Consider the following 20226-nt stretch of genomic DNA (forward strand, 5'->3'; position numbering starts at 1 on the left):
CTTACCTAACAGAACTTGCGAACCTTGCGAACCCAACGTGGAGTAACGTGTCAGGAGTGACGAAGACGTTTGCTCGGACGTTTTTCGGAGCCCGGCTGCGACGGCTGCGTCAGGAACGCGGGCTCACTCAGGCGGCGTTGGCGCGCGCGGTGGACCTGTCCACCAGCTATGTCAATCAGTTGGAGAACGACCAGCGCCCCATCACCGTGCCGGTGCTGCTCGCGCTCACCGAGCGCTTCGACTTGCCACCCCAGTACTTCGCCTCCGATTCCGACGCCCGATTGGTGGCCGACCTCAACGACGTCTTCACCGAAACCGCCGAGCGCGCCATCAGCCAAAGCCAGATCGAGGAGTTCGTTGCCCGGATGCCCGAGGTCGGCCGCAGCCTGGTTGCGGTGCACCGCCGGTTTCGCGATGCCACCGAGGAATTGGAAGGTTATCGGTCTCGAGCGACCGCGCAAGCCGAGCTGCCTCCGGAACGACCGATGCCGTTCGAGGAGGTCCGCGATTTCTTCTACGACCGCAACAACTACCTCGGCGACCTGGACATGGCGGCGGAAGAAATGTTCGGCGAATGCGGCATGCGGGTCGGCGGTCTCGACATCCAGCTGTCCACGCTGATGCGGGACCGGTTCGACATCTCGGTGGTGATCGATGACCAGCTACCCGAAACCACCAAGCGCCACTACTGTCCGGACACCAAGGTGCTGCGCATCGCTCACTGGCTGTTGCCCGGCCAGCGCGCGTTCCAGATCGCCACCCAGCTCGCTCTGCTCACCCAATCAGAGTTGATCGCGGCCATCGTGGCCACCGACGACCAGCTCAGCACCGAGGCGCGCGCCGTCGCCCGGATCGGTCTGGCCAATTACTTCGCCGGCGCTTTCCTGCTGCCCTATCGCGAGTTCCACAACGCCGCAGAAGAATTGCGCTATGACATCGATCTTCTGGGTCGCCGGTTCGGGGTGGGCTTCGAGACCGTGTGCCATCGACTTTCGACGTTACAGCGTCCGCGGCAACGCGGGATTCCGTTCATTTTCGTCCGCACCGACAAGGCCGGAAACATCTCAAAGCGCCAGTCGGCCACGGCATTTCACTTCAGCAGGATCGGCGGCAGCTGCCCGCTGTGGGTGGTGCACGACGCGTTCGCCCAACCGGGCCGGATCGTCGTTCAGGTGGCGCAAATGCCCGACGGGCGTTCGTACTTCTGGATCGCCAAGACCACCACGCCAGCGGGTCGCGGTTATCTGGGTCCGCACAAGAGTTTCGCCGTCGGGTTGGGCTGCGACCTTGCGCATGCCGACAAACTCGTCTACTCAACCGGGGTCGTCCTCGATGATCCGACAACTGCCGTCCCAATCGGGGCGGGCTGCAAGATCTGCAGCCGGACTTCGTGCGCCCAGCGCGCGTTCCCCTACCTCGGCGGACGGGTTGTCATCGACGAGAACACGGGCAGCAGTTTGGCCTATTCGTTCACCGGGCAACCGGTTTGAACAGCCGTTAGTTCTGGCGAACCGGATTGAAGGCCGTGCAATCGGTGTAGCTTGCTGCTAGGGGGTCAGCTAAGGAGTCCGGCCGTGGCAGATGTCGATTTTTGCGTGGTGGGAGCGGGATTCGCGGGCCTGACGGCGGCCCTGCGTTTGAAACAAGCGGGCCGCTCCGTTGCCCTGCTGGAGGCACGAGACCGGGTCGGCGGCCGCACTTTCACCGTGACCCGCGACGACGGGGTGTGGATCGATCGCGGCGGCGCGTGGATCGGACCGGGCCAGGACCGGATCTACGCGCTGATGGAAGAGTTCGGCGTGCCGGAGTACAAGCAACACAACGACGGTGACGCCATGATGATCGTCGACGGAAAGAAGCACCGCTACGGCGGAAAATTGCCCTGGACGATGAGCCCCTGGGCGGTGGCCAACCTTGGCGTTGGTTTGCTGACCATGGAGCAAATGTGCAAGACCATTCCGCGCGATGCCCCCTGGGAGGCCAAGGATGCCGCCGAGTGGGACCGGAGCAGTCTGGGGGATTGGCTCGAACGCAACGTGTTGTCCAGGCCGGCCCGCGAGATGCTGGACATGGCGTTGGCCGGCCCCTACACCTGTGCCGCCTCTGAAGTGTCTTTGCTGTGGATGCTGCTGCAGATGGCGTCCGCGGGCGGTCCCGCGTTTGTCATTTCGGGCAAGGGGGGCGCCCAGGATGCGCGCCCGGTCGGCGGCATGGGCGCCCTCTACGGCCCGATGGCCGCCGAGCTGGGTGACGCGGTGCAATTGTCGCGGCCGGTCCGGCAGATTGCGCAGGACGCTGACGGGGTGACCGTCCACTCCGATGGCATGACGGTGCGGGCCCGCCGGGTCATCGTGACGATTCCGATGGCGATCGCGGGCTCGATCGTCTACGAGCCGATGCTGCCGGTGGATCGATCGTTTCTGCATCAGCGCATGCCCGGCGGCGCGGTCATCAAGGTTTCGATCGTCTATGACGAGGCATTTTGGCGTTCCGACGGATTGTCCGGCCAGTCGGCGTCGCCCGGTGCCCCGGCCACGCTGACCATCGACGCCTGCACGGACACCGGCAACCCGGGCATTATGTGCGTCATCAGCGAGGGAACGGCCGCCCGTCAGCTCACCCAACTCGACGAGGACGAGCGCAAAGCCGCGATCATCGGCGAACTCGTGAACCGGTTCGGCGACAAAGCCGACAAGCCCGTCGAGTACCACGAGCAGAACTGGACCGTCGAACGGTATTCGGGGGGCGGCATGATCAGTCACACCCCAACCGGTGTGCTCACCGAATACGGCACCGCACTGCGTACCCCCTGCGGGCGGATCCACTGGGCCGGCACCGAAAGCTCGGCCATCATGTGCGGGTGGATCGATGGGGCGATTCGCTCCGGCGAGCGCGCAGCAGCCGAAGTGGTGGCAGCCGAAACCGCGCCGGCCGCAGTGACTTAAGCCAGACTTAAGCCCAATACCGTTCAGTTAAGGTTACATGGGTGTAGTTTATGACCTATGCCTCGTGCGGGTTGGCGGAAGCCTGAGTCGGATCGCCGGTTGTCAGATTTGGTGTCGGTGGGGGTGCTGACGCGGGTGTTTCCCGCAACGGTGGTGGATGAGGTGATCGAGCAGGCCGGTCGCACTCAGCAGCGGCATCGGTCGTTGCCGGCGCGGGTGATGGCGTATTTCGCGATCGCGATGGGCCTGTATTCAGAGGGCTCGTATGAGGATGTGTTGGCCCAGCTCACTGATGGTTTGGCGTGGGCGTCGGGGTGGCGTGAAGAGTATCGACTGCCGGGTAAGTCGGCGATCTTTCAGGCTCGTGAGCGGCTGGGATCGGCCCCGTTGGCCAGCTTGTTTTCCCGGGTAGCCCGCCCGTTAGCCGGACCGCAAACCCCAGGGGCTTGGCTGGCCGAGCGGCGGCTGGTGGCCATCGACGGCAGCTGTCTGGATGTGGCCGACACCCCAGCCAACGACGAGTACTTCAGTCGTCCGGGGGCCGGCGGCAGGGGTGAGAAGGCCGCATTTCCGCAGGCCCGGATCCTGGGGCTGGCCGAGTGTGCCACGCATGCGGTCTTCGCCGCAACGATCGGTGGTTACCGTGACTCGGAGGCCAAACTCGCCGAAAAGCTGCTGGATGCTCTCACGCCGGACATGCTGCTGCTGGCTGATCGCGGGTTCTTCTCGTATGCCTTGTGGCGCAAAGCCCTTGCGACCGGAGCCGACCTGTTGTGGCGAGTACGCACCGACGCCTACGCGCCACAACCGGTGCATGTGCAGGATCTTGCTGACGGCTCGTGGCTAGCGCATCTGCAGTCCAGCGCTGACCGTCGCAGCGAGCCGATGCTGGCACGAGTCATCGACTACACCATCGACGACGGACGCGAAAACTCCACCAGCTACCGGCTATTCACCACGCTGACCGATCCCGAACAGGCCCCCGCCGTCGAGTTGGCCGCCGCCTACGCCCAGCGCTGGGAAATCGAAAACACCTTCGACGAACTCAAAACCCATCAACGCGGACCCCAGGTGGTACTGCGCTCGAAGTCCCCTGATCTTGTCCTACAAGAGATTTGGGGACATCTGTGCTGTCACTACGCCATTCGTACCCTGATGGCCCAGGCCGCCGAACACGCCGGCGAGGACCCCGACCGGGTCAGTTTCACCGCCGCGCTGCGCATCACCCGCCAATCCGTCGCCCAACAGGGCGCATTTCCCCCCTGAGGACCCCCAAGCCGCCGATCAGCACTGGTGGGCCTTCCTGCGCCGCCTGCTCGACCGACTCAACCCCGCCAGGCGCCGACGATCCGCACCACGGGTGATCAAACGCAAAATGTCCAAATGGCACGTCAAACGCGCAACTCACGCTCACTGGCCCCAACCCCAACGCCCACCAGACGTCACGACTCTCCGCCTTAACTGAACGGTATTGGACTTAAGCCCAGCCGCGGCCCGCCGCGGCGCTAACCTATCCCGGTCCGCGGCACCACGCTGGGCCGCTGCTGTGTCACGTGCGAACCCGCGCCGCCGCGGCCCGTCATCCCGCCGGGCATACCCGCACCCGCACCGCCCATCGCCGTGGGCATCGGCATCATCGGCATCCCACCAGTGGGGGCCGCCGCCGGCTGCGCCAGCGGAGCGGGGTTGGCCATGGCGCCCAACCCACGCATCGCCGAACTTGTCATGCCCGCCGGCGTCGACCCCTGCCAGGTCGGCGGCACCGACATCGCTCCTACCATACGCGCCTGACCGAGACCCGCCGACATCCCGGCACCCAGTCCCCCGCCGCCGAGGCCCTTCAGCGCGGGAGCGGCGTCGCCAACGAACTGCGGCGCGTCGGCCGCCAGCCCGGCGGCCGTCGAACCGGCCAATCCGACAGTGCTCGTGTTCGCCGAATTCGCCAGCTGCATCATCGGAGACATCAACATGCTGGCCGGGTACATGCCGATCTGCGCAACCGATATCAACGACTGCACCGGCACGGCCGAAGTCGCGGACTGCACAGCGGTCACCGCGCCGGGAAGTGCGGCTACCGCGCCCTGTACCGCGGGTGACACCGCAGCCGTCGCCGTCGACGCCAATCCCGCCAAATCCAGCGGCGGCATGCTAAACGGCGTCAAAACCGAGGCCACCGACGTCGCCCCTGAGTGATACCCCACCATGGCGGCCACGTCCTGAGCCCACATCTCCAGATAGTCGAACTCGGTGGCCGCAATCGCCGGCGTGTTCTGACCCAAGAAATTCGTCGCCACCAGCGACAGGAACGATGTCCGGTTCGCAGTCACCGCCGCCGGATGCACGGTCGCCGTCTGCGCCGTCTCAAACGCCGTCGCCGCCGCCCGAGCCTGGCCAGCAGCCAGCTGCGCCCGATCCGCCGCCGCGCTCAACCACCCGACATACGGCGCGGCCGCCGCGGCCATCGCCGCCGACGCCGGTCCCGACCACAACCCATTCGTCAATCCTGTGATCACCGAATCAAACGACGACGCCGAAGCCGCCAAATCCGATGCCAGGCCCTCCCAAGCGGTGGCGGCCGTGAACAGCGGCCCCGACCCCGCGCCGGCAAAGATCCGAGCCGAGTTGATCTCCGGTGGTAACCACGAAAACTCCAAGATCATCGCAACTCCCCACGAGTTCGGCCGCAGCAACGGCGCATCTCGGCAGTCACCCGCCGCGCCACACCACGGCCGGATCGTAGGGAATCACATCAAAGATCGTTGCGCGGAATACTCCGATTCAGCAGTCACCCAGAAACTACCCAGTCAACATCAAGGTTTTGCCGGTTAGGCCCAGCTGGCGCTTGGCGTTCGGCCAACCCACTGCTCCATTGCGGTCACGGCGATCATTCGTGGAGGCTGTTGGTGACGAAAGTGAATCCTATTCGCGGTACGCATTTTCCCGCCGCGCGCTATCTAACTGAGTTGCTGTCTGCACCAACATGATTCGTAATATCCCGCAACGACCTTTCTTCGCACCTGCCGGGCAGATAAGCTCCTGACAATGAGCGCTAACCGCCAGGGCCTTGCGGCTGACGCGCGAACCGCCTTGAGCCGCGTTCCGATACTTGCCGAGATCGACGATCAACAACTCGATCGACTGTCGAACGCCATCGAGCGCCAGCACATCCGCGCCAACGAGTGGCTGTTTCGCCTGGGCGACCCGTCGGACGCCATCTACGTAATCGACACGGGGCGCTTCGCCGCAATCAGTGCCGACGGACAGGTGATTCGTGAGATGGCTTGCGGTGATTCCATCGGCGACCTGGGCGTGATCTCCGGCGAACCGCGCTCGGCTTCGGTGCGGGCCCTGCGCGACGGCGTGGTGTGCCGGATCGCCGCGGAGACGTTCACCGCGGTATTGGACACGACTCCGCAGCTGCAGTCGGCGATGCTGCGGGCGATGGCGAGGATGCTTCGCGAATCCCGATCTGTGAACGTCTCTCGGACCCGCAGGGTGGTGGGCATCCTGTCGACTGGGGATGCCCACGCGGCCCCGATCGTCGACGCAGTCGCAGCGCGTCTGGGCTCATACGGGAAGACGGCGGTGCTAGCGCCGTCCGCTGAGACCACCGCTGGCGTCGACGAATACGACCAACTTGTCGACGCCTTCAGCGAGAAGCTGGACGGCGCGGAGCGCGGCAACGATTGGGTGTTGCTGGTCGCCGATCGCGGCTCAGGCGATCTGTGGCGCCAATATGTGATCGCCCAAAGCGACCGACTCGTGGTCCTGGTGGATCAGCGCCATCCGCGGAAATCGTTGGAACACCCCGCAATTGAGGTCCCGGTCCACCTGGTCACCATGACCGAACCGGACCCGAGTTGGTGGGATCTGCTGCAGCCGACCTCGCATCACGCCGCCGACGACGGCGGCCTCGCGGCTCTGGCGCGCCGGATCGCCGGCCGGTCGCTCGGTCTGGTGCTGGCGGGTGGCGGTGCGCGGGGGTTGGCGCACTTCGGCGTCTATGAAGAACTCACCCGTGCCGGCGTGGTGATCGATCGGTTCGGCGGAACCAGTGCTGGCGCCATCGCTGCCGCAATCTTCGCAATGGGGTTAGACCCGCTCGAGGCGACGGCCGCGGCGCGCAAGTACATGGCATACACAAACCCACTCGGCGACTACACGCTGCCCGCGGTGGCGCTCACTCGGGGTGGACGGGTCAGCCGTCTGGTCGGAGAATTCTTCGGCAGCAAGCTGATTGAGCATGCGCCGAAAGGGTTTTTCTCCATCTCTACCGACATGATCACCGATGAGCAGATCATCCATCGGCGTGGGCCCCTGGCCCTGGCGGTGCGGGCCTCGATCTCGATCCCGGGACTCATTCCACCGGTACAGGTGGGCGACCGGGTTCTCATCGACGGAGGGCTGTTGAACAATCTTCCGGCCGATGTGATGTGCGCAGACCGCGATGGCGAAGTGATCTGTGTCGATCTGCGCAACCCTTTCGTGCCGTCAAATCATTTCGGTCTGCTGCCGTCGGCCCTTGAGCCGCCCGCCATGGTTCGGCGCCTGGTGACGGGAACCGATGTCGCCCTTCCGCCATTGCAGGAGACCATGCTTCGTACCGCTGAACTCGCCTCATCCAAAGTGGATTTGGGTGAGCTTCCCCGAATCGCAGGCATTATCGAGCCCGACATTTCGGCGATCGGCCTGTTGGACTTCAAGATGATCGACGCCGCGTTGGAGGCGGGGCGGATCGCGACTCGTGCCGCCCTCGAAGCGCAGCCGGAGCTCGCCGGCTGAAATCCCTTGTGCCACTCTGGTTTCACCCGTCTCAACCTAGGCATTTTTGTCGGTGGGTGCTCATAGCATTTGGGTATGGGTTCGAGCGCGCGTGAGGAGATCGTGGGGGTCTTCGATGCGCTCGATGCCGAGCTGGACCGGTTGTGCGGGTTGACGTTTGAGGTGTTGACCACCCCGGAGCGGTTAGCGTTTCTGGAGCGCTTGGAGCGGGCGGCGCGGCGGTTGCCGGTGCCCGGGCACGCGTTGATCAATCAACTCGCCGAACAATCCAGCGAGCAAGAGCTGGGCGGGAGGTTGTCTGCGGTGCTGGCCGATCGGCTGCGCATCACCCGCGCCGAGGCCGGCCGGCGGGTGGCCGAAGCGCAGGATCTGGGGCAGCGTCGGGCGTTGACCGGTGAGCCGTTGCCGGCGCGGCTAAGCGCCACCGCTAAAGCGCAGCGGGATGGCCTGCTCGGCGGGAACCATGTGCACCAGATCCGCGGGTTCTTTAAGCGGCTGCCCGACGCGGTGGACCTGTTCACCCGCGAGGCCGCCGAAGCCGACCTGGCCAGTAAAGCCACCCAGTACCGGCCCGACCAGGTCGCCAAGTACGCCCGCGTGCTCATGGATTGCCTTAACCCCGATGGCACCTACACCGACGACGAGCGGGCCCGCCGGCGCGGGATCAGCATCGGCAACCAGGGATTCGACGGCATGTCACGTCTTAGCGGGCTGCTCACCCCGGAGCTGCGGGCCACCCTGGAAGCCGTGTTGGCCAAGCTGGCCGCCCCGGGCATGTGCAACCCGACCGACGAAAACCCTGTGGTCGACGGGGAAGCCCCGGAGGAGGCGGTGCGCCGCGACATCCGCAGCCAGGCCCAACGCAACCATGACGGGTTGCTGGCCGGGCTGCGCGGGCTGCTGGCCTCAGGGGAGTTGGGTCAGCACAACGGGTTACCGGCCAGCATTATCGCGACCACCACGCTGCAAGAGTTGCAGGCCGCCGCCGGCCGGGGCCTGACCGGCGGGGGCACCATCTTGCCGATGTCCGATGTCATACGTTTGGCCCGCCACGCAAACCAATACCTGGCGATCTTCGACCAGGGCACAGCGGTCGCGTTGTATCACACCAAGCGCCTGGCGTCGCCGGGGCAGCGAATCGTGTTGTACGCCAAGGAACGCGGCTGCAGCGCACCGGGTTGTGATGTGTCGGGGTATTACTGCGAGGTCCATCACTGCACCCCCTACGCGACCTGCGGCACCACCGACGTCAACGACCTCACCTTCGCCTGCGGCGGGCATCACCCGCTGGCCGAAAAGGGCTGGACCACCCGCAAAAACACCACCGGCGACACCGAATGGATACCGCCGCCGCACCTCGACCACGGCCAACCGCGGACCAACAGCTTCCACCACCCGGAAAAGCACTTGGTGGAAGAAGACGATGGCGACCCGTAGCGGCGCGGCTGCGAGTAACCTCACAGCCGCTGGAGGCACCTATGTCGTATGTCGTGGCAATGCCAAACTTTTTGGGAAGTGCTGCTGAGCATTTGGCCGCGATGGGGTCGGCGGTCAGCACGGCGAACGCGGCAGCTGCTAGCTCGACCACATCGTTGCTGACCGCCGGCGCCGACGAGGTGTCCACGGGGATTGCGGCGCTGTTCGGCTCCCACGGCTTGGAGTATCAGACGGTCAGCACGCAAGCGTCGCATTTTAATGAGCGGTTCGTGCTCGGCTTAGCGGCAACCGCGAATGCGTATCTGACGACCGAGATCGCCAACGCTGAACACAATCTGTGCAGCGCGGTCAACCCGCCGGCCCGGACGCTGTTGGGGTGCCCTCCAACCGGCAACGGCGCCAACGCGACAACCGCTGGCGGTATCTACCAGGCGGCCAGCACGCGGATTACTCCGTCGCCGAATGCCCTGCAGTTCGCCATTTCTCCAGCCCCGAGCTCGGCATGGCGGACATCTACCTGCCACAGGGGATGATGTCGGATGTGGTGGGGTTGTCCAGTGTCACCAACTCGTTGAGTGGTACGGTCACCACCTACATATACCCCGCGCCGATTCTGCCGATGTTGTTGCCGCTGCAGCAGATCGGTGTCCCACAACCAATCGTCAATCACCTCAACTCGGTACTGCAGCCGATTGTCAATGCCGGCTATTCGTCTCTGACCCCCAACGCTGGGCCGTACCTCTCAGCAGGATCACTGATCGGCTTCGGGTGACGCAGCCCGTTATCCCGCCTGCTTGGCCGGCGGGCGGTAGAAGATCAGCAACTGGCCGATGGCCCCGGCTAAGCCCAGGCCTACCGCTATCAGCAAACCCTGCCAGCCGTCGAACCAGTTCTTGCCGAAGATCAGCCAATCCAGGCTGAGCTTTCCGGCGCCCAGTGTGGCCACAACGACAGCGCTAACGGCCAACACCAGGTTGTACTCCCAGCCTTCCTTGACGATGAAGAAGCCGTTAGGGCGGTGTACAGTCCACGCCGCGACCACCATCAGCGAGACAAACCCCGCCGCCGGAATCGGGGTGAGCAGCCCGGCAGCCAGACCAAACCCGGCGGCCGTCTCGGTGCTGGCCGCTACGGCGGCGTGAAATGCACCTGGCTTCATGCCGATGCTCTCGAACCAGCGCGCGGTGCCCGGTATCCGGCCGCCGCCGAAGAACTTGTTCAGCCCATGCGCGGCCAGTGTCAGGCCCAGCACCAGCCGCAGGATCAATAACCCGACGTCGTAGGGAGTCATAGATGCAAACCTAGAACATGCAGCTGGGACCGGTGGTCCGTGTGGGACCATAGCGGGCGTTCCGGCGCTACCAAGGAGGTGCACCACGACTCGTCTCACTCGAGGGCCCGTGGTGTTGCTGGACGGCAGCGCAAACCATCCACGAGAAATCCTTGGCAATAAGGGCCACGGGATCGATGCGATGCGCCGGCACCAACTGCCGGTACCGCCCGCGTTCTGCATTACTACCGAGGTTGCGCTGCGGTACCTCGCCGATCCCAAACAGACGATGGACGCGATCTGGACCGACGTGCTGGACGGGATGCGCTGGCTGGAGGCCGAGACCTCGCGCACCTTTGGCAGTGGCCCGCGTCCGTTGCTGGTCAGCGTGCGCTCAGGAGCCACGCAGTCAATGCCCGGGATGATGGACACGATCCTGGATCTGGGCATGAACGACGAGGTCGAAACCGCCTTGGCCGGGCACGGCTCACCTGATTTCGCACGCGACACGCGGCGGCGGTTTGACCGTTTGTACCGGCGGATCGTTGCAGACTCCGACCCGTCTGACGACCCGTACGCCCAACTACGCGCCGGCATCGAGGCCGTGTTCGCCTCGTGGAACTCACCACGGGCGATTGCCTATCGCAACCACTACGGTCTGACTGACCAGAGCGGTACCGCGGTGGTCGTCCAGGCGATGGTGTTCGGCAATCAAGCGAAAAACTCCGGTGCCGGAGTGTTGTCGTCCCGCAACCCGATAACCGGCTCAGGCGAACCGTTCGGCGAATGGCTGCGCGGCGGCCAAGGCGACGACGTGGTGTCGGGCTTGGTCGATGTCGAACCCATCGCCGCCCTGAGCCGTGAGCAACCGGCTGTTTACGACGAACTGATGGAGGCCGCACACAACCTGGAACGGCAGGCCTGCGACGTCCAAGAGATCGAGTTCACCGTCGAAGACGGCAAGCTGTGGCTGCTGCAAACCCGAGCGGCCGAGCGGTCGGCGCAGGCCGCGGTGCGATTGGCGCTGCAGCTGCGGCACGAGGGCCTCATCGATGACGTCGAGACGCTGCGCCGGGTGACCCCAGCAGATGTCGAAACCCTGTTGCTGCCCGCGCTACAGCCGGAAACCCGGTTAGCCGCAAAGCTTTTGGCCAAAGGCCTGCCGGCCTGCCCGGGCGTGGTAACCGGGACGGCGTACGCCGACGTGGACGATGCACTCGACGCCGCCGACCGCGGCCAGCGGGTCATCCTGGTGCGCGACCACACTCGGCCCGAAGATGTCCTGGGCATGCTGTCCGCGCATGGCATAGTGACCGAGGTCGGCGGGGCCGCCAGCCACGCGGCGGTGGTCAGCCGCGAACTCGGTCGAGTAGCTGTGGTGGGCTGCGGTCACGGAGTCGCGGCGTCGCTGGCCGGCAAGCAGATCACCGTCGACGGATATGAAGGCGAAGTGCGCGAAGGCAAGCTGCCCCTGACGGCATGGTCAGAAAGCGATACACCGGAGCTGCGTGAGCTTGCCGATATTGCGCTACGAATCAGCCCACTGCGCGCACACACCATTGGGGATTACCCGAAGCTGGATGACGAGTCCGAGGCCGCGGTGCGGGCCGCCATGGCCGCCGGGCATACCGATGTAGTTTCGGCCACGCCGTTGCGCACCATGCTGACCGCCCTGCGACTGGCGAACGCATGACTGAACTGACTGTGCTGCAAGCAGTTCGGCTGAAGGGCCGGGTGAGCGCCGCGGATTTGGCCAAAACCTTGGCCGAAGATCCCGCAGACGTCATCGAAGCGGTCGGGCGGCTAACCGCGGCCGGCCTTCTGGTCGAGGCCACCACATTGCGGATCAGCCCCAGCGGACGCGACAGGCTCAACGCACTGCTCGCCGAGGAGCGCAAGGGTGTCGACCCGGCCGCGATGATCGCCAACTATGACGAGTTCCGTTCCGTTAATGGCGAATTCAAGTCGTTGGTCACGGACTGGCAGCTCAAAGAGGGCATGCCAAACACCCACGAGGATGCCGACTACGACGCCGCGGTATTGACCCGACTCGACAGTGTGCACCAACGGGTGGTACCGATCATCGAAGCGGCTGCGACCCAGCTGCCACGGTTGAGCACCTACTCGGCGAAACTGGTTGCGGCGCTGGACAAAATCAAGGCCGGCGACATCGCCTGGCTCACCCGGCCGCTCATCGACTCGTACCACACTGTGTGGTTCGAACTGCATGAGGAACTGATCCTCGCCGCGGGTATGACTCGGGAACAAGCAGCCAGATCCGGTGATGCCCAGTAGGTTTCGTTATAGAGCCGCGTCAAGTAACTCGACATACGCGTCGACGTCACCCACCGACTCGGCCGCGTGGACACTGACCGCGACGGTATCGCCGATGCCATGCACCCCGTGGGTCAGGCCCATCGCGGGCGACAGGGCGGGATACCCGGCCGTCAGCACTACCGGTGCATCGCCTAACCGCAGGTCGGCGCCGCCGCGATTAGTGCTGGAAACCACGGTGTTCCCGGCCACCTGGGCCGGCCGGGCATCGGAATCGAAATGCGAAACGCCCCAACGCAGCAGCGCCGCGGGGACCGTTGCGAAGGCCCGGTCGGCGGAGTGCATCGCCGGATGCTCGAAACGGCGCCGGGCATCGGCCAGATCGGTGGCGATCCGCCGCGTCCGCTCATCGCGCGCCAACCGCGGGTACAGCCCGACGACGACGTTGCCGAAGTGATTATGCGCTTGCCGCACACCGGGTTTCGTCATCGGCACCTCGGCGCCCAGCGAATCGACGGATCCGCCGAGAAACTCTGAGAGCGCGATGGATACGGCGGCCAGCACGCCAACCGTGACCGTGGGACCGGGCAGTCGCGAGCGGTCCCGCACCAGGGTGCGCACCGCGCGGGAACCTTCAGGTCGAGCGTTCGTCGCCTGCAACGGCCGCGATCCCAGCCCCGGCGCCAGCAGCCCGGCCCGGGTGTCACGAACCAGCTGCCAGTGGGTGCGCGCCGCATCTACAGCCCGCAACGGCAGGAAGCCCGCTCGCCGGCTGGCAACCGACGGCACCGGGGCAGCCCGGCCAAAGAGCCAGGCCGCCAACGCCGAAGCCCGAGCGCCGTCAGCCAGAGCATGCGCGACCTGCACAACCGCAACACTGCCCGGGCCGTGAACGCCCGGAATGCCAAACACAGGAGTGAACACGTGTAGCCGCCAAGGCATCACGCGAGCATCCAGCTGTCGGTCGGCCAGGCCGACGACGGCATCCAAACACCCGCGCCACGTGCCATCGGCCACGTCATGGTGGACCACATGCTCGGGTCCAATGGTCGTCGGCACCCATTTCGGGTAGGTCAGCGCGCATCCGTCGTCAACCCGAATGCACAGGTCCCGGCACGCCCTGGCACGGCGGCACACCTGCTCGATCGCCGACCTGAGACCCATGGGTTCGCCGTCGAACGCATAGAGCAGGAACTGATCGTTGGGGATTTTGGCCGACATCCAATAGAACTGCGCGTCGACGGCCGCCAACCGCCGCATCAGCCGGGCGAGCCGATGAATGCCAGTACCAACTCGGCAACCCGGTCCGGCTGTTCCAGCTGCAGGAAGTGCCCGGCATGTTCGACGAGGGCCACCTCGCTGCCGGCGGGCAGCACTCGTTCCGTCCAGTGCGTGAAAGCCGGTGTGGCACAACCGTCGTCGAGACCGTGAAGGTATAGGGTCGGCAGCCTGGGCGCCTCGGTCCACAGCCGGTTCAATTCGGTATACGGCGCCGGCGCACGGGTGTTGCGTATGGTGGCGCGGTACGGGCCCAGCGCTGCACGCCAGCTTTCCGGTGTTCCGATCGCAGCATCGACGTGGCGCAGATCTTCGTCAGCGTGATAACCCGGTGACCACCGTCGCCACAACAGGGGCACCACCCACGAAGCCGACCGTTCCGGCAACCAAGGCAGCTGGAAGTAGCTGATATACCAGCTGCGCAGCAGCTGACCCGGTAGCTCGCGAAGCAACCGGGCGCGGTCGGGCACCCGACCCAGCGGGCGGAATGCCGCAGCCGGCGGCACCGACATGATCACCGCCTTGGCGAATGGGCTGTCGCACATTGCCGCCAGGCCGGTGGCGGCAATGGCACCCCAGTCGTGACCGATCACCACGTCGCGTTCAGTACCACCGGCAATCGAACGAACCCGCAAGGCGTCGTCCATCAGCGCACCCACGTGATAGCTGCCGTCCGCCGGAATCGACGACGGTGCATATCCCCGCATGAACGGGGCCACGACCCGCCAGCCGTGCTCGGCGAGCCGAGGAGCGATCTTGCGCCAGCCGTATGCGGTGTCCGGAAATCCATGCAGACACAACGCGATTGGTGCATCGGCCGGCCCCCATGTCAGGGCCTTCAGGTCACCGTTGTCACCTTTGACGTCGATCCAGCGTGGTTGCGACATCTTCACTCCTGTTCGACACGTCCAGCCCGCCGGATCCAACGTAACCGGCAATCCGGGGGACAAGAAAACCGGCGTCGGCGCAGCCGGCGGCACCGGTGGCCGCCGCGCACAGCGGTCCGGCACCCCGGCGCACCCGGCCCGCACGGCTAACACCAACCCCGCCGCCGTGCTAGCGGCTCCTCGCCGACTGCTGGGCCGGCCACAGATCAGCGTCTGCCTGTGCCGGTTGCGGTCAGCATCTACTCGCGTGGCGGGCGAGACGTTCTGGGTCACAGATCCACATCGTCGTTTCTTCGAGGCGGATCCACCCGCGGCGGGCGAATTCGCCGAGTGCCTTGTTGACCGTTTCTCGCGACGCCCCGACCAACTGTGCGATCTCTTCGCGCGTCAGATCGTGGGTAAGACGGATGCCGCCGTCGTCGTGGGTGCCGAAGCGTTGCGCAAGCTGCAGCAGCAGCTTGGCCAGACGGCCGGGCAAATTGATGAAGATGAGGTCGGCCAGGCTGTTGTCGGCGCGCCGCAGCCGGTGAGCCAGAACTCGCAGCAGCTGCTCGGCGATGGCAGGGCAATCAGCAATCCATGTCCGTAGGACGTCGCGGCCCATACAGGCCGCACGCACCTCGGTGAGGGTGGTGGCGCTCGAGGTCCGCGGGCCAGGGTCGAAGACAGACAGCTCGCCGAACATGTCCGACGGACCCAAGATGGCCAGCAATGCCTCCCGGCCGTTGGGTGACCGGTTACCAATCTTGACCTTGCCGGAAATGATGATGTACAGCCGCTCACCAGGCTCACCCTGGGCGAAAATGGTGTGTCCGCTAGGGAAGTCGACAGGTTGCAGTTGACTACTCAGCGCAAGAACCGTACCGGTGTCAACGCCCTCGAAAAATGCGGCCTTGCCGAGGATTTCGTCCACAAGTGGGTGCCCCCACCAGCTGTTGAATCGGATTACGCGCTTCTTCAATCGTGTTGACCGAACAAATCTCCTCAAGCGTAGCGGTATGCTCCCGCCCCTGCCCGATCACCGCCCGCGATGAGCAACTTGTCCAATTTGTCGACAAGCAGATGACTCACAGGTGAACAGGGCCCTGTTGCCTCATTTCAAGATGCGCGCGAAGTTTGATTCGTTGACTCATCTACGGATGCGCGCGTGGGAGCGGGCTCGACTGGGGCCTTGGTCTTCGGTGCGGCCTTGCTGGTGGTGATCGCGAGTAGCTCGGAGGTGAGGGCCTGGATCTGACGTTGCACGGCGGCGGGGTTGATGCGGATGTAGGTGTCGGCCAGGATCGCCTTGTCCTCGGTGCTGATGGTCTCATGGGCCTCGGCACGGCGGTACGGCGTGGCCGCTTGGTCGTATTTCTTGGAGACCTTTGCACCAACCCGGACTTTCGACACCAGCTTTTGTTGCGGGTAGAAGTAGTTGGTCAGCTTCGACTGCAGGATCCAGATCTTGTTGAGCAGCAACAGTTCTGCTTGCGTGTCGTAGCGGTGGTAGCCCACCACGATGCGCACGATCGCCCAGTTCTTCTGCTCGACATGGCAGCCGTCGTTTTTGTTGCCCGGCCGCGAGCGGGTGAAGGTGATCCGGCGTTTCTCACACCACGCCAGCAGATGGCTATTGATGAACTCCCCGCCATTGTCGCTGTCCACGCCGAGGATCGGAAACGGCATGCTCTTGGCGATGTCATCGAGTGCGGCCAGCACCCATTTGCGGGCCTTGTTGGGCACGCTGCGGTTCTCGGTCCAGCCGGTAGCGATGTCGGTGACGGTCAAGGTCCAGGCGTGCTCACCAGCGGCATTACCGCCGTCGTGGGACACCAGGTCGATCTCGACAAACCCCGGTCGCGCGTCGTCCCAGTCCGCCCAGGTGCGTACCGGGATCTGAGACTTCAACAACGTCCCGGGCTTGGTGGTGCTGCGGCCCTTAAGCTGGTAGCGGCGCCGCTCGGGTGCCAGGCGGCGGTCGATGGTGGCCGCGGACATGCCCACCAGCAGCGCGGCGGTGTCGTCATCGATGACCAGCTCACCAAACTGCCGCAAAATCGCCACCAGCTCGCCCAGCACCGGCGCCAGCCGCTTACCCGCAGGCATGCCCAGAACTGCCCAGCAGAAGACCAGCGCTGCAACGACTTTCGGTCCATACTTCGGTGCACGCGGTGACCGGGGCTTGACCAGCTTTGGCCGCAACGCCGCCTTAAGTGCCTTGCGGGCATGATTGCGATGCCATCCCGTGGTGGCGCACAACTCGTCGAGAATCCGGCCCTTGCCAGCCTTGTCCGCCCGCGCGTAACGGCTCGCGATCGCCTTCGTCACGGCCTTGCGTTGACTCATCGTCAGTCCCATCGTCCGGGCCTAACCAGCGATGCGTCAGCAGCCAGGTAGGCGCGCCCTACGCGCGCACTCTCAGATGAGGCAACGATGAGAACTACGCGCGCATTATTGGTGAGTCAACGCGAGGGCTTGACGGTTTGTTGTCGTCTGACGCACGCTGATGTGGTGACCACTATCAGCGAGGAGCTGCTGTTCGCCGCTGTCGAACGCCGCCTGACCAGCAACTTTGGGCACCTTCCAGCTGAACAGGTCTCGGGTGCAGTGCTGAGAGCGCGTGAAAGGTTCGAGCACAGTCCGATTCGGGACTTTGTTTCAATCCTCGTCGAGCGGCATGCGCGCGCCGAACTGAGCATGTCCAGGCAACCGTCCCAATAGATTCATTGACTCGTAGGCAGCCTGCTGTCCGAAGCTATCGCTTGACCTTGCGGGATTCACACCGCCACCGCTTGTTCGAGTTCGGCAATCACAATCTTGCGCATGCCGAGCATCGCCTGAGTCGCAGCCGCAGCCCGGGCAGGATCTGGATCGCCTATCAACTCGTAGAGCCGATCCGGGATGATTTGCCAGCTCAGCCCGAAGCGATCCTTCAGCCAGCCGCACTGCGATTCCTCCCCGCCGTCGACCAACCGATCCCAGTAGTAGTCGACCTCGTCTTGGTCCTTGCAATGAACCGTGAAGGAAACCGCCTCGGTGAACGAAAACACCGGTCCGCCGTTGATTCCGATGAACCGGGTGCCGTCGAGCACGAAGGTACCGCTCACCACAGAACCCGGTTCGCCCGGTCCGGCATCGGTGTAGCGGGTGAAACCCTCGATGTGCGAGTTCGGGAATACCGAGGTGTAGAACTGCGCCGCCTCTTCCAGGTTGTGGTCAAACCAAAGTGAGGGCGTGATCGATGGCATGAGCGCCTCCTGGTTGTTGGTCTTCGAATTGATAGACCCCCGCGGCGGCGAGAACTCACCGCCGCTGCCGCCACCACCCGGAGCGACCGGTGCTTAAACAGGCTAGGTAACGTTGGCTCATGAGCGCCGTGAGCAGCAGTCCCCAGACGGTCGAGTTTTCCGGTGCCGGTGGGATCACCCTCGTCGCCGACGAATGGAACCGCGGCGCCGAGTCGGGACCAACCATCCTGATGTTGCATGGCGGCGGTCAGAACCGATTCTCCTGGAAGAACACCGGTCAAATTCTGGCCGACGATGGGTTTCATGTCGTGGCCTTGGACTCCCGGGGTCACGGTGACAGCGATCGCGCGCCCAACGCCGACTACGGCGTCGAGACGCTGACCGCCGACGTCATGGGTGTCCTCGATGCGATCGGCCGGCCGGTGCTGATCATCGGGGCCAGCATGGGCGGGTTGACCGGCATCCTCGTCGCACACCGAGCCGGGCCCGACCGAGTGACCCGGCTAGTGCTCGTCGACGTGGTACCTCGATTCGAGAAGAGCGGCAGCGCCCGGATCCGCGATTTCATGTTCTCCAACATCGATGGGTTCGAGTCGCTGGAGCAGGCCGCCGATGCCGTCGCCGCCTACCTGCCGCATCGGACCAAGCCACGCAGCCCGGAGGGGCTTAAGAAAAACCTGCGCCTGCGCGACGGGCGCTGGTATTGGCATTGGGATCCGGCGTTCATGACCAAGCCCGGGGACGACCCCGAGTTGCGCACCGAAAGTTTCGAGCATGCCGCCAAAAGCCTGACGATCCCGGTGCTGTTGATCCGGGGAAAGCTGTCCGACGTCGTCAGCCACGAAGGCGTACAGCATTTCCTGGCCGCCGTGCCGCGCGCGGAGTTTGTCGAACTGTCCAACGCGGGGCACACCGCGGCCGGCGACGACAACGACGCCTTCAGCGAGGCCGTGGTCGCATTCGTCAAGCGCCGACAGTGAATTGCGCGACGCGACACGCCGTTGATTCGTCGTGAAACTCACTCTCGGTGGGCTGCGGTAACGCCTAGTTGGCTGGCTTCTCGGCGTGACCGCCGAACTGCTTACGCATCGCCGACAACGCCTTATTCGCGAAGTCGTCGAGGTCACGCGAGGCGAAGCGGGCCTGCAGCGCGGTCGTTAACACCGGCGCCGGAACTCCCTCGTCGATCGCGGCGATTGCGGTCCACCGGCCCTCCCCGGAATCGGAGACCCGCCCGGAAAACTCCTTCAACTCCGGCGATTCGCGCAACGCAATCGCGGTCAAGTCCAGCAGCCAGGAACCGATGACGCTGCCCCGTCGCCACACCTCGGCGACATTCGGGATGTCGAAATTGTACTGGTAGAACTCGGGATTCGACAGCGGCGCGGTTTCGGCATCTCCCTGTTCGACTCGAGTGCCAACATCGGCGTTGCGCAGAATATTCAGTCCCTCGGCGAGCGAAGCCATCATCCCGTACTCGATTCCGTTGTGCACCATCTTGACGAAGTGCCCCGCGCCGGACGGACCGCAATGCAAGTAGCCCTTCTCCGGTTGCGCGACTTCGCCGTCACGACCCGGGGTACGTGGTGCTGCGGCCACGCCGGGCGCGACGGTGGCAAAGATCGGCTCGGCGTGGTCAAACGCATCCGAATCACCGCCGATCATCAGGCAGTAGCCACGCTCGCGGCCCCAGACGCCGCCGCTGGTACCGCAGTCTAGCAAGCGAATTCCATTCTTGGACAAGGTCTTTGCATGCCGAATGTCGTCGCGGTAGTAGGAGTTGCCGCCGTCGATGACGATATCGCCGGATGCCAGTGTCCGGGCCAGTTCCTCGATCACCGAAGTGGTGATGTCGCCCGCGGGAACCATCACCCAGACGACGCGGGGCGTGGCCAGCTTCGCGGCCAGCTCGGCCAGGGACGACACTCCGGTGGTCCGGTCCTCCCCCGCCATCGCCTCGACCGCGTCGGGGTTGTGGTCGTACACCACACAGTCGTGCCCGTCCTTGACCAATCGGCGCACGATGTTGGCGCCCATCCTGCCCAGACCGATCATCCCTAGCTGCATCTGTTCTTGTCTCCCTGTCCGGCACTTGAGAATTGGTTCCCCGCGGCGACCGGATC

19 protein-coding genes are annotated in these 20226 nt (G+C 64.8%); 11 read left to right on the forward strand and 8 right to left on the reverse strand.

From position 1 onward, the window contains the following. Positions 1–47: 47 nt before the first annotated feature. The 3 genes from AADZ78_RS20925 (at position 48) to AADZ78_RS20935 (ending at position 4211) form a co-directional block, all read left to right on the forward strand. Positions 48–1490, forward strand: a complete 1443-nt coding sequence (locus AADZ78_RS20925; protein WP_139828740.1) for a short-chain fatty acyl-CoA regulator family protein — start codon at positions 48–50, stop codon at positions 1488–1490. Between the two features lie 84 nt (positions 1491–1574). Further along, positions 1575–2945, forward strand: a complete 1371-nt coding sequence (locus AADZ78_RS20930) for a flavin monoamine oxidase family protein (protein ID WP_139828741.1) — start codon at positions 1575–1577, stop codon at positions 2943–2945. 57 nt (positions 2946–3002) lie between these two features. After that, positions 3003–4211 (forward strand): IS4 family transposase, encoded by a 1209-nt coding sequence (locus AADZ78_RS20935; protein WP_204080107.1) that lies wholly within the window; start codon positions 3003–3005, stop codon positions 4209–4211. Positions 4212–4450: 239 nt separating this feature from the next. Here AADZ78_RS20935 and AADZ78_RS20940 read toward each other — a convergent pair whose 3' ends face one another. Further along, positions 4451–5605, reverse strand: coding sequence for a PPE family protein (locus AADZ78_RS20940; protein WP_085248906.1), 1155 nt, complete (start codon positions 5603–5605; stop codon positions 4451–4453). A 382-nt stretch (positions 5606–5987) separates the two neighbouring features. On the opposite strand from AADZ78_RS20940, the gene AADZ78_RS20945 reads away from it, so the two are divergent. From AADZ78_RS20945 to AADZ78_RS20960, 4 genes are all read left to right on the forward strand, one after another. After that, positions 5988–7727 (forward strand): patatin-like phospholipase family protein, encoded by a 1740-nt coding sequence (locus AADZ78_RS20945; protein WP_085248905.1) that lies wholly within the window; start codon positions 5988–5990, stop codon positions 7725–7727. A gap of 75 nt (positions 7728–7802) precedes the next feature. Next, the gene (locus AADZ78_RS20950; protein ID WP_204903348.1) at positions 7803–9164 is read left to right on the forward strand and encodes an HNH endonuclease signature motif containing protein; all 1362 of its coding nucleotides are present in this window, start codon (positions 7803–7805) and stop codon (positions 9162–9164) included. 41 nt (positions 9165–9205) lie between these two features. After that, positions 9206–9697 (forward strand): PE family protein, encoded by a 492-nt coding sequence (locus AADZ78_RS20955; protein ID WP_239655077.1) that lies wholly within the window; start codon positions 9206–9208, stop codon positions 9695–9697. After that, positions 9667–9936 (forward strand): PE-PPE domain-containing protein, encoded by a 270-nt coding sequence (locus AADZ78_RS20960; RefSeq protein WP_239656697.1) that lies wholly within the window; start codon positions 9667–9669, stop codon positions 9934–9936. The genes AADZ78_RS20955 and AADZ78_RS20960 overlap by 31 nt, the downstream gene beginning before the upstream one ends. 9 nt (positions 9937–9945) lie before the next feature. Here the strand turns inward: AADZ78_RS20960 and AADZ78_RS20965 are convergent, their stop codons facing one another. Continuing rightward, a complete protein-coding gene (locus AADZ78_RS20965; protein ID WP_085252652.1) occupies positions 9946–10455 on the reverse strand; it encodes a DoxX family protein in 510 nt (169 codons plus the stop codon). A 109-nt stretch (positions 10456–10564) separates the two neighbouring features. On the opposite strand from AADZ78_RS20965, the gene AADZ78_RS20970 reads away from it, so the two are divergent. Further along, a complete protein-coding gene (locus tag AADZ78_RS20970) occupies positions 10565–12127 on the forward strand; it encodes a pyruvate, phosphate dikinase (protein WP_239655076.1) in 1563 nt (520 codons plus the stop codon). Then, positions 12124–12729: a MarR family transcriptional regulator gene (locus AADZ78_RS20975; RefSeq protein ID WP_085252650.1), complete on the forward strand. Its 606-nt coding sequence runs from the start codon at positions 12124–12126 to the stop codon at positions 12727–12729. The genes AADZ78_RS20970 and AADZ78_RS20975 overlap by 4 nt, the downstream gene beginning before the upstream one ends. Positions 12730–12735: 6 nt before the next feature. On the opposite strand, the gene AADZ78_RS20980 is transcribed toward AADZ78_RS20975, so the two are convergent. From AADZ78_RS20980 to AADZ78_RS20995, 4 genes are all read right to left on the reverse strand, one after another. After that, complete coding sequence (locus AADZ78_RS20980) at positions 12736–13968, reverse strand: DUF1298 domain-containing protein (protein WP_085252649.1); 1233 nt, start codon at positions 13966–13968, stop codon at positions 12736–12738. Continuing rightward, positions 13968–14873 carry an alpha/beta fold hydrolase gene (locus AADZ78_RS20985; RefSeq protein ID WP_085252653.1) on the reverse strand — a complete coding sequence of 302 codons (906 nt, stop codon included), beginning with the start codon at positions 14871–14873 and terminating at the stop codon, positions 13968–13970. The genes AADZ78_RS20980 and AADZ78_RS20985 overlap by 1 nt, the downstream gene beginning before the upstream one ends. 232 nt (positions 14874–15105) lie before the next feature. Then, the gene (locus tag AADZ78_RS20990) at positions 15106–15786 is read right to left on the reverse strand and encodes a Crp/Fnr family transcriptional regulator (protein ID WP_085252648.1); all 681 of its coding nucleotides are present in this window, start codon (positions 15784–15786) and stop codon (positions 15106–15108) included. Between the two features lie 185 nt (positions 15787–15971). Further along, on the reverse strand, positions 15972–17213 hold the full coding sequence (locus AADZ78_RS20995) for an integrase catalytic domain-containing protein (RefSeq protein ID WP_085251563.1): 1242 nt from the start codon (positions 17211–17213) through the stop codon (positions 15972–15974). Between the two features lie 153 nt (positions 17214–17366). On the opposite strand from AADZ78_RS20995, the gene AADZ78_RS21000 reads away from it, so the two are divergent. Then, positions 17367–17576, forward strand: coding sequence for a three-helix bundle dimerization domain-containing protein (locus tag AADZ78_RS21000; protein WP_085252639.1), 210 nt, complete (start codon positions 17367–17369; stop codon positions 17574–17576). 56 nt (positions 17577–17632) lie between these two features. Here AADZ78_RS21000 and AADZ78_RS21005 read toward each other — a convergent pair whose 3' ends face one another. Next, complete coding sequence (locus AADZ78_RS21005; RefSeq protein WP_085252637.1) at positions 17633–18103, reverse strand: VOC family protein; 471 nt, start codon at positions 18101–18103, stop codon at positions 17633–17635. A 119-nt stretch (positions 18104–18222) separates the two neighbouring features. Here AADZ78_RS21005 and AADZ78_RS21010 point away from each other — a divergent pair, with 119 nt between their 5' ends. Further along, the gene (locus AADZ78_RS21010; protein ID WP_085252636.1) at positions 18223–19083 is read left to right on the forward strand and encodes an alpha/beta fold hydrolase; all 861 of its coding nucleotides are present in this window, start codon (positions 18223–18225) and stop codon (positions 19081–19083) included. Between the two features lie 64 nt (positions 19084–19147). On the opposite strand, the gene gnd is transcribed toward AADZ78_RS21010, so the two are convergent. Further along, positions 19148–20170: a phosphogluconate dehydrogenase (NAD(+)-dependent, decarboxylating) gene (gene gnd, locus AADZ78_RS21015; protein WP_085252635.1), complete on the reverse strand. Its 1023-nt coding sequence runs from the start codon at positions 20168–20170 to the stop codon at positions 19148–19150. Positions 20171–20226 lie beyond the last annotated feature (56 nt).

The organism is Mycobacterium riyadhense (assembly GCF_963853645.1).
GTDB lineage: Bacteria > Actinomycetota > Actinomycetes > Mycobacteriales > Mycobacteriaceae > Mycobacterium > Mycobacterium riyadhense.

What these genes read in the sequence shown, in the direction of transcription:
- gnd (WP_085252635.1), bottom strand. Translation starts at nt 20,170, where the DNA reads ATGCAGCTAGGGATGATCGGTCTGGGCAGGATGGGCGCCAACATCGTG.
- AADZ78_RS21010 (WP_085252636.1), top strand. Translation starts at nt 18,223, where the DNA reads ATGAGCGCCGTGAGCAGCAGTCCCCAGACGGTCGAGTTTTCCGGTGCC.
- AADZ78_RS20975 (WP_085252650.1), top strand. Translation starts at nt 12,124, where the DNA reads ATGACTGAACTGACTGTGCTGCAAGCAGTTCGGCTGAAGGGCCGGGTG.
- AADZ78_RS20940 (WP_085248906.1), bottom strand. Translation starts at nt 5,605, where the DNA reads ATGATCTTGGAGTTTTCGTGGTTACCACCGGAGATCAACTCGGCTCGG.
- AADZ78_RS20965 (WP_085252652.1), bottom strand. Translation starts at nt 10,455, where the DNA reads ATGACTCCCTACGACGTCGGGTTATTGATCCTGCGGCTGGTGCTGGGC.
- AADZ78_RS20955 (WP_239655077.1), top strand. Translation starts at nt 9,206, where the DNA reads ATGTCGTATGTCGTGGCAATGCCAAACTTTTTGGGAAGTGCTGCTGAG.
- AADZ78_RS20945 (WP_085248905.1), top strand. Translation starts at nt 5,988, where the DNA reads ATGAGCGCTAACCGCCAGGGCCTTGCGGCTGACGCGCGAACCGCCTTG.
- AADZ78_RS20950 (WP_204903348.1), top strand. Translation starts at nt 7,803, where the DNA reads ATGGGTTCGAGCGCGCGTGAGGAGATCGTGGGGGTCTTCGATGCGCTC.
- AADZ78_RS20985 (WP_085252653.1), bottom strand. Translation starts at nt 14,873, where the DNA reads ATGTCGCAACCACGCTGGATCGACGTCAAAGGTGACAACGGTGACCTG.
- AADZ78_RS20935 (WP_204080107.1), top strand. Translation starts at nt 3,003, where the DNA reads ATGCCTCGTGCGGGTTGGCGGAAGCCTGAGTCGGATCGCCGGTTGTCA.
- AADZ78_RS20960 (WP_239656697.1), top strand. Translation starts at nt 9,667, where the DNA reads ATGGCGGACATCTACCTGCCACAGGGGATGATGTCGGATGTGGTGGGG.
- AADZ78_RS20980 (WP_085252649.1), bottom strand. Translation starts at nt 13,968, where the DNA reads ATGCGGCGGTTGGCGGCCGTCGACGCGCAGTTCTATTGGATGTCGGCC.
- AADZ78_RS21005 (WP_085252637.1), bottom strand. Translation starts at nt 18,103, where the DNA reads ATGCCATCGATCACGCCCTCACTTTGGTTTGACCACAACCTGGAAGAG.
- AADZ78_RS20995 (WP_085251563.1), bottom strand. Translation starts at nt 17,213, where the DNA reads ATGGGACTGACGATGAGTCAACGCAAGGCCGTGACGAAGGCGATCGCG.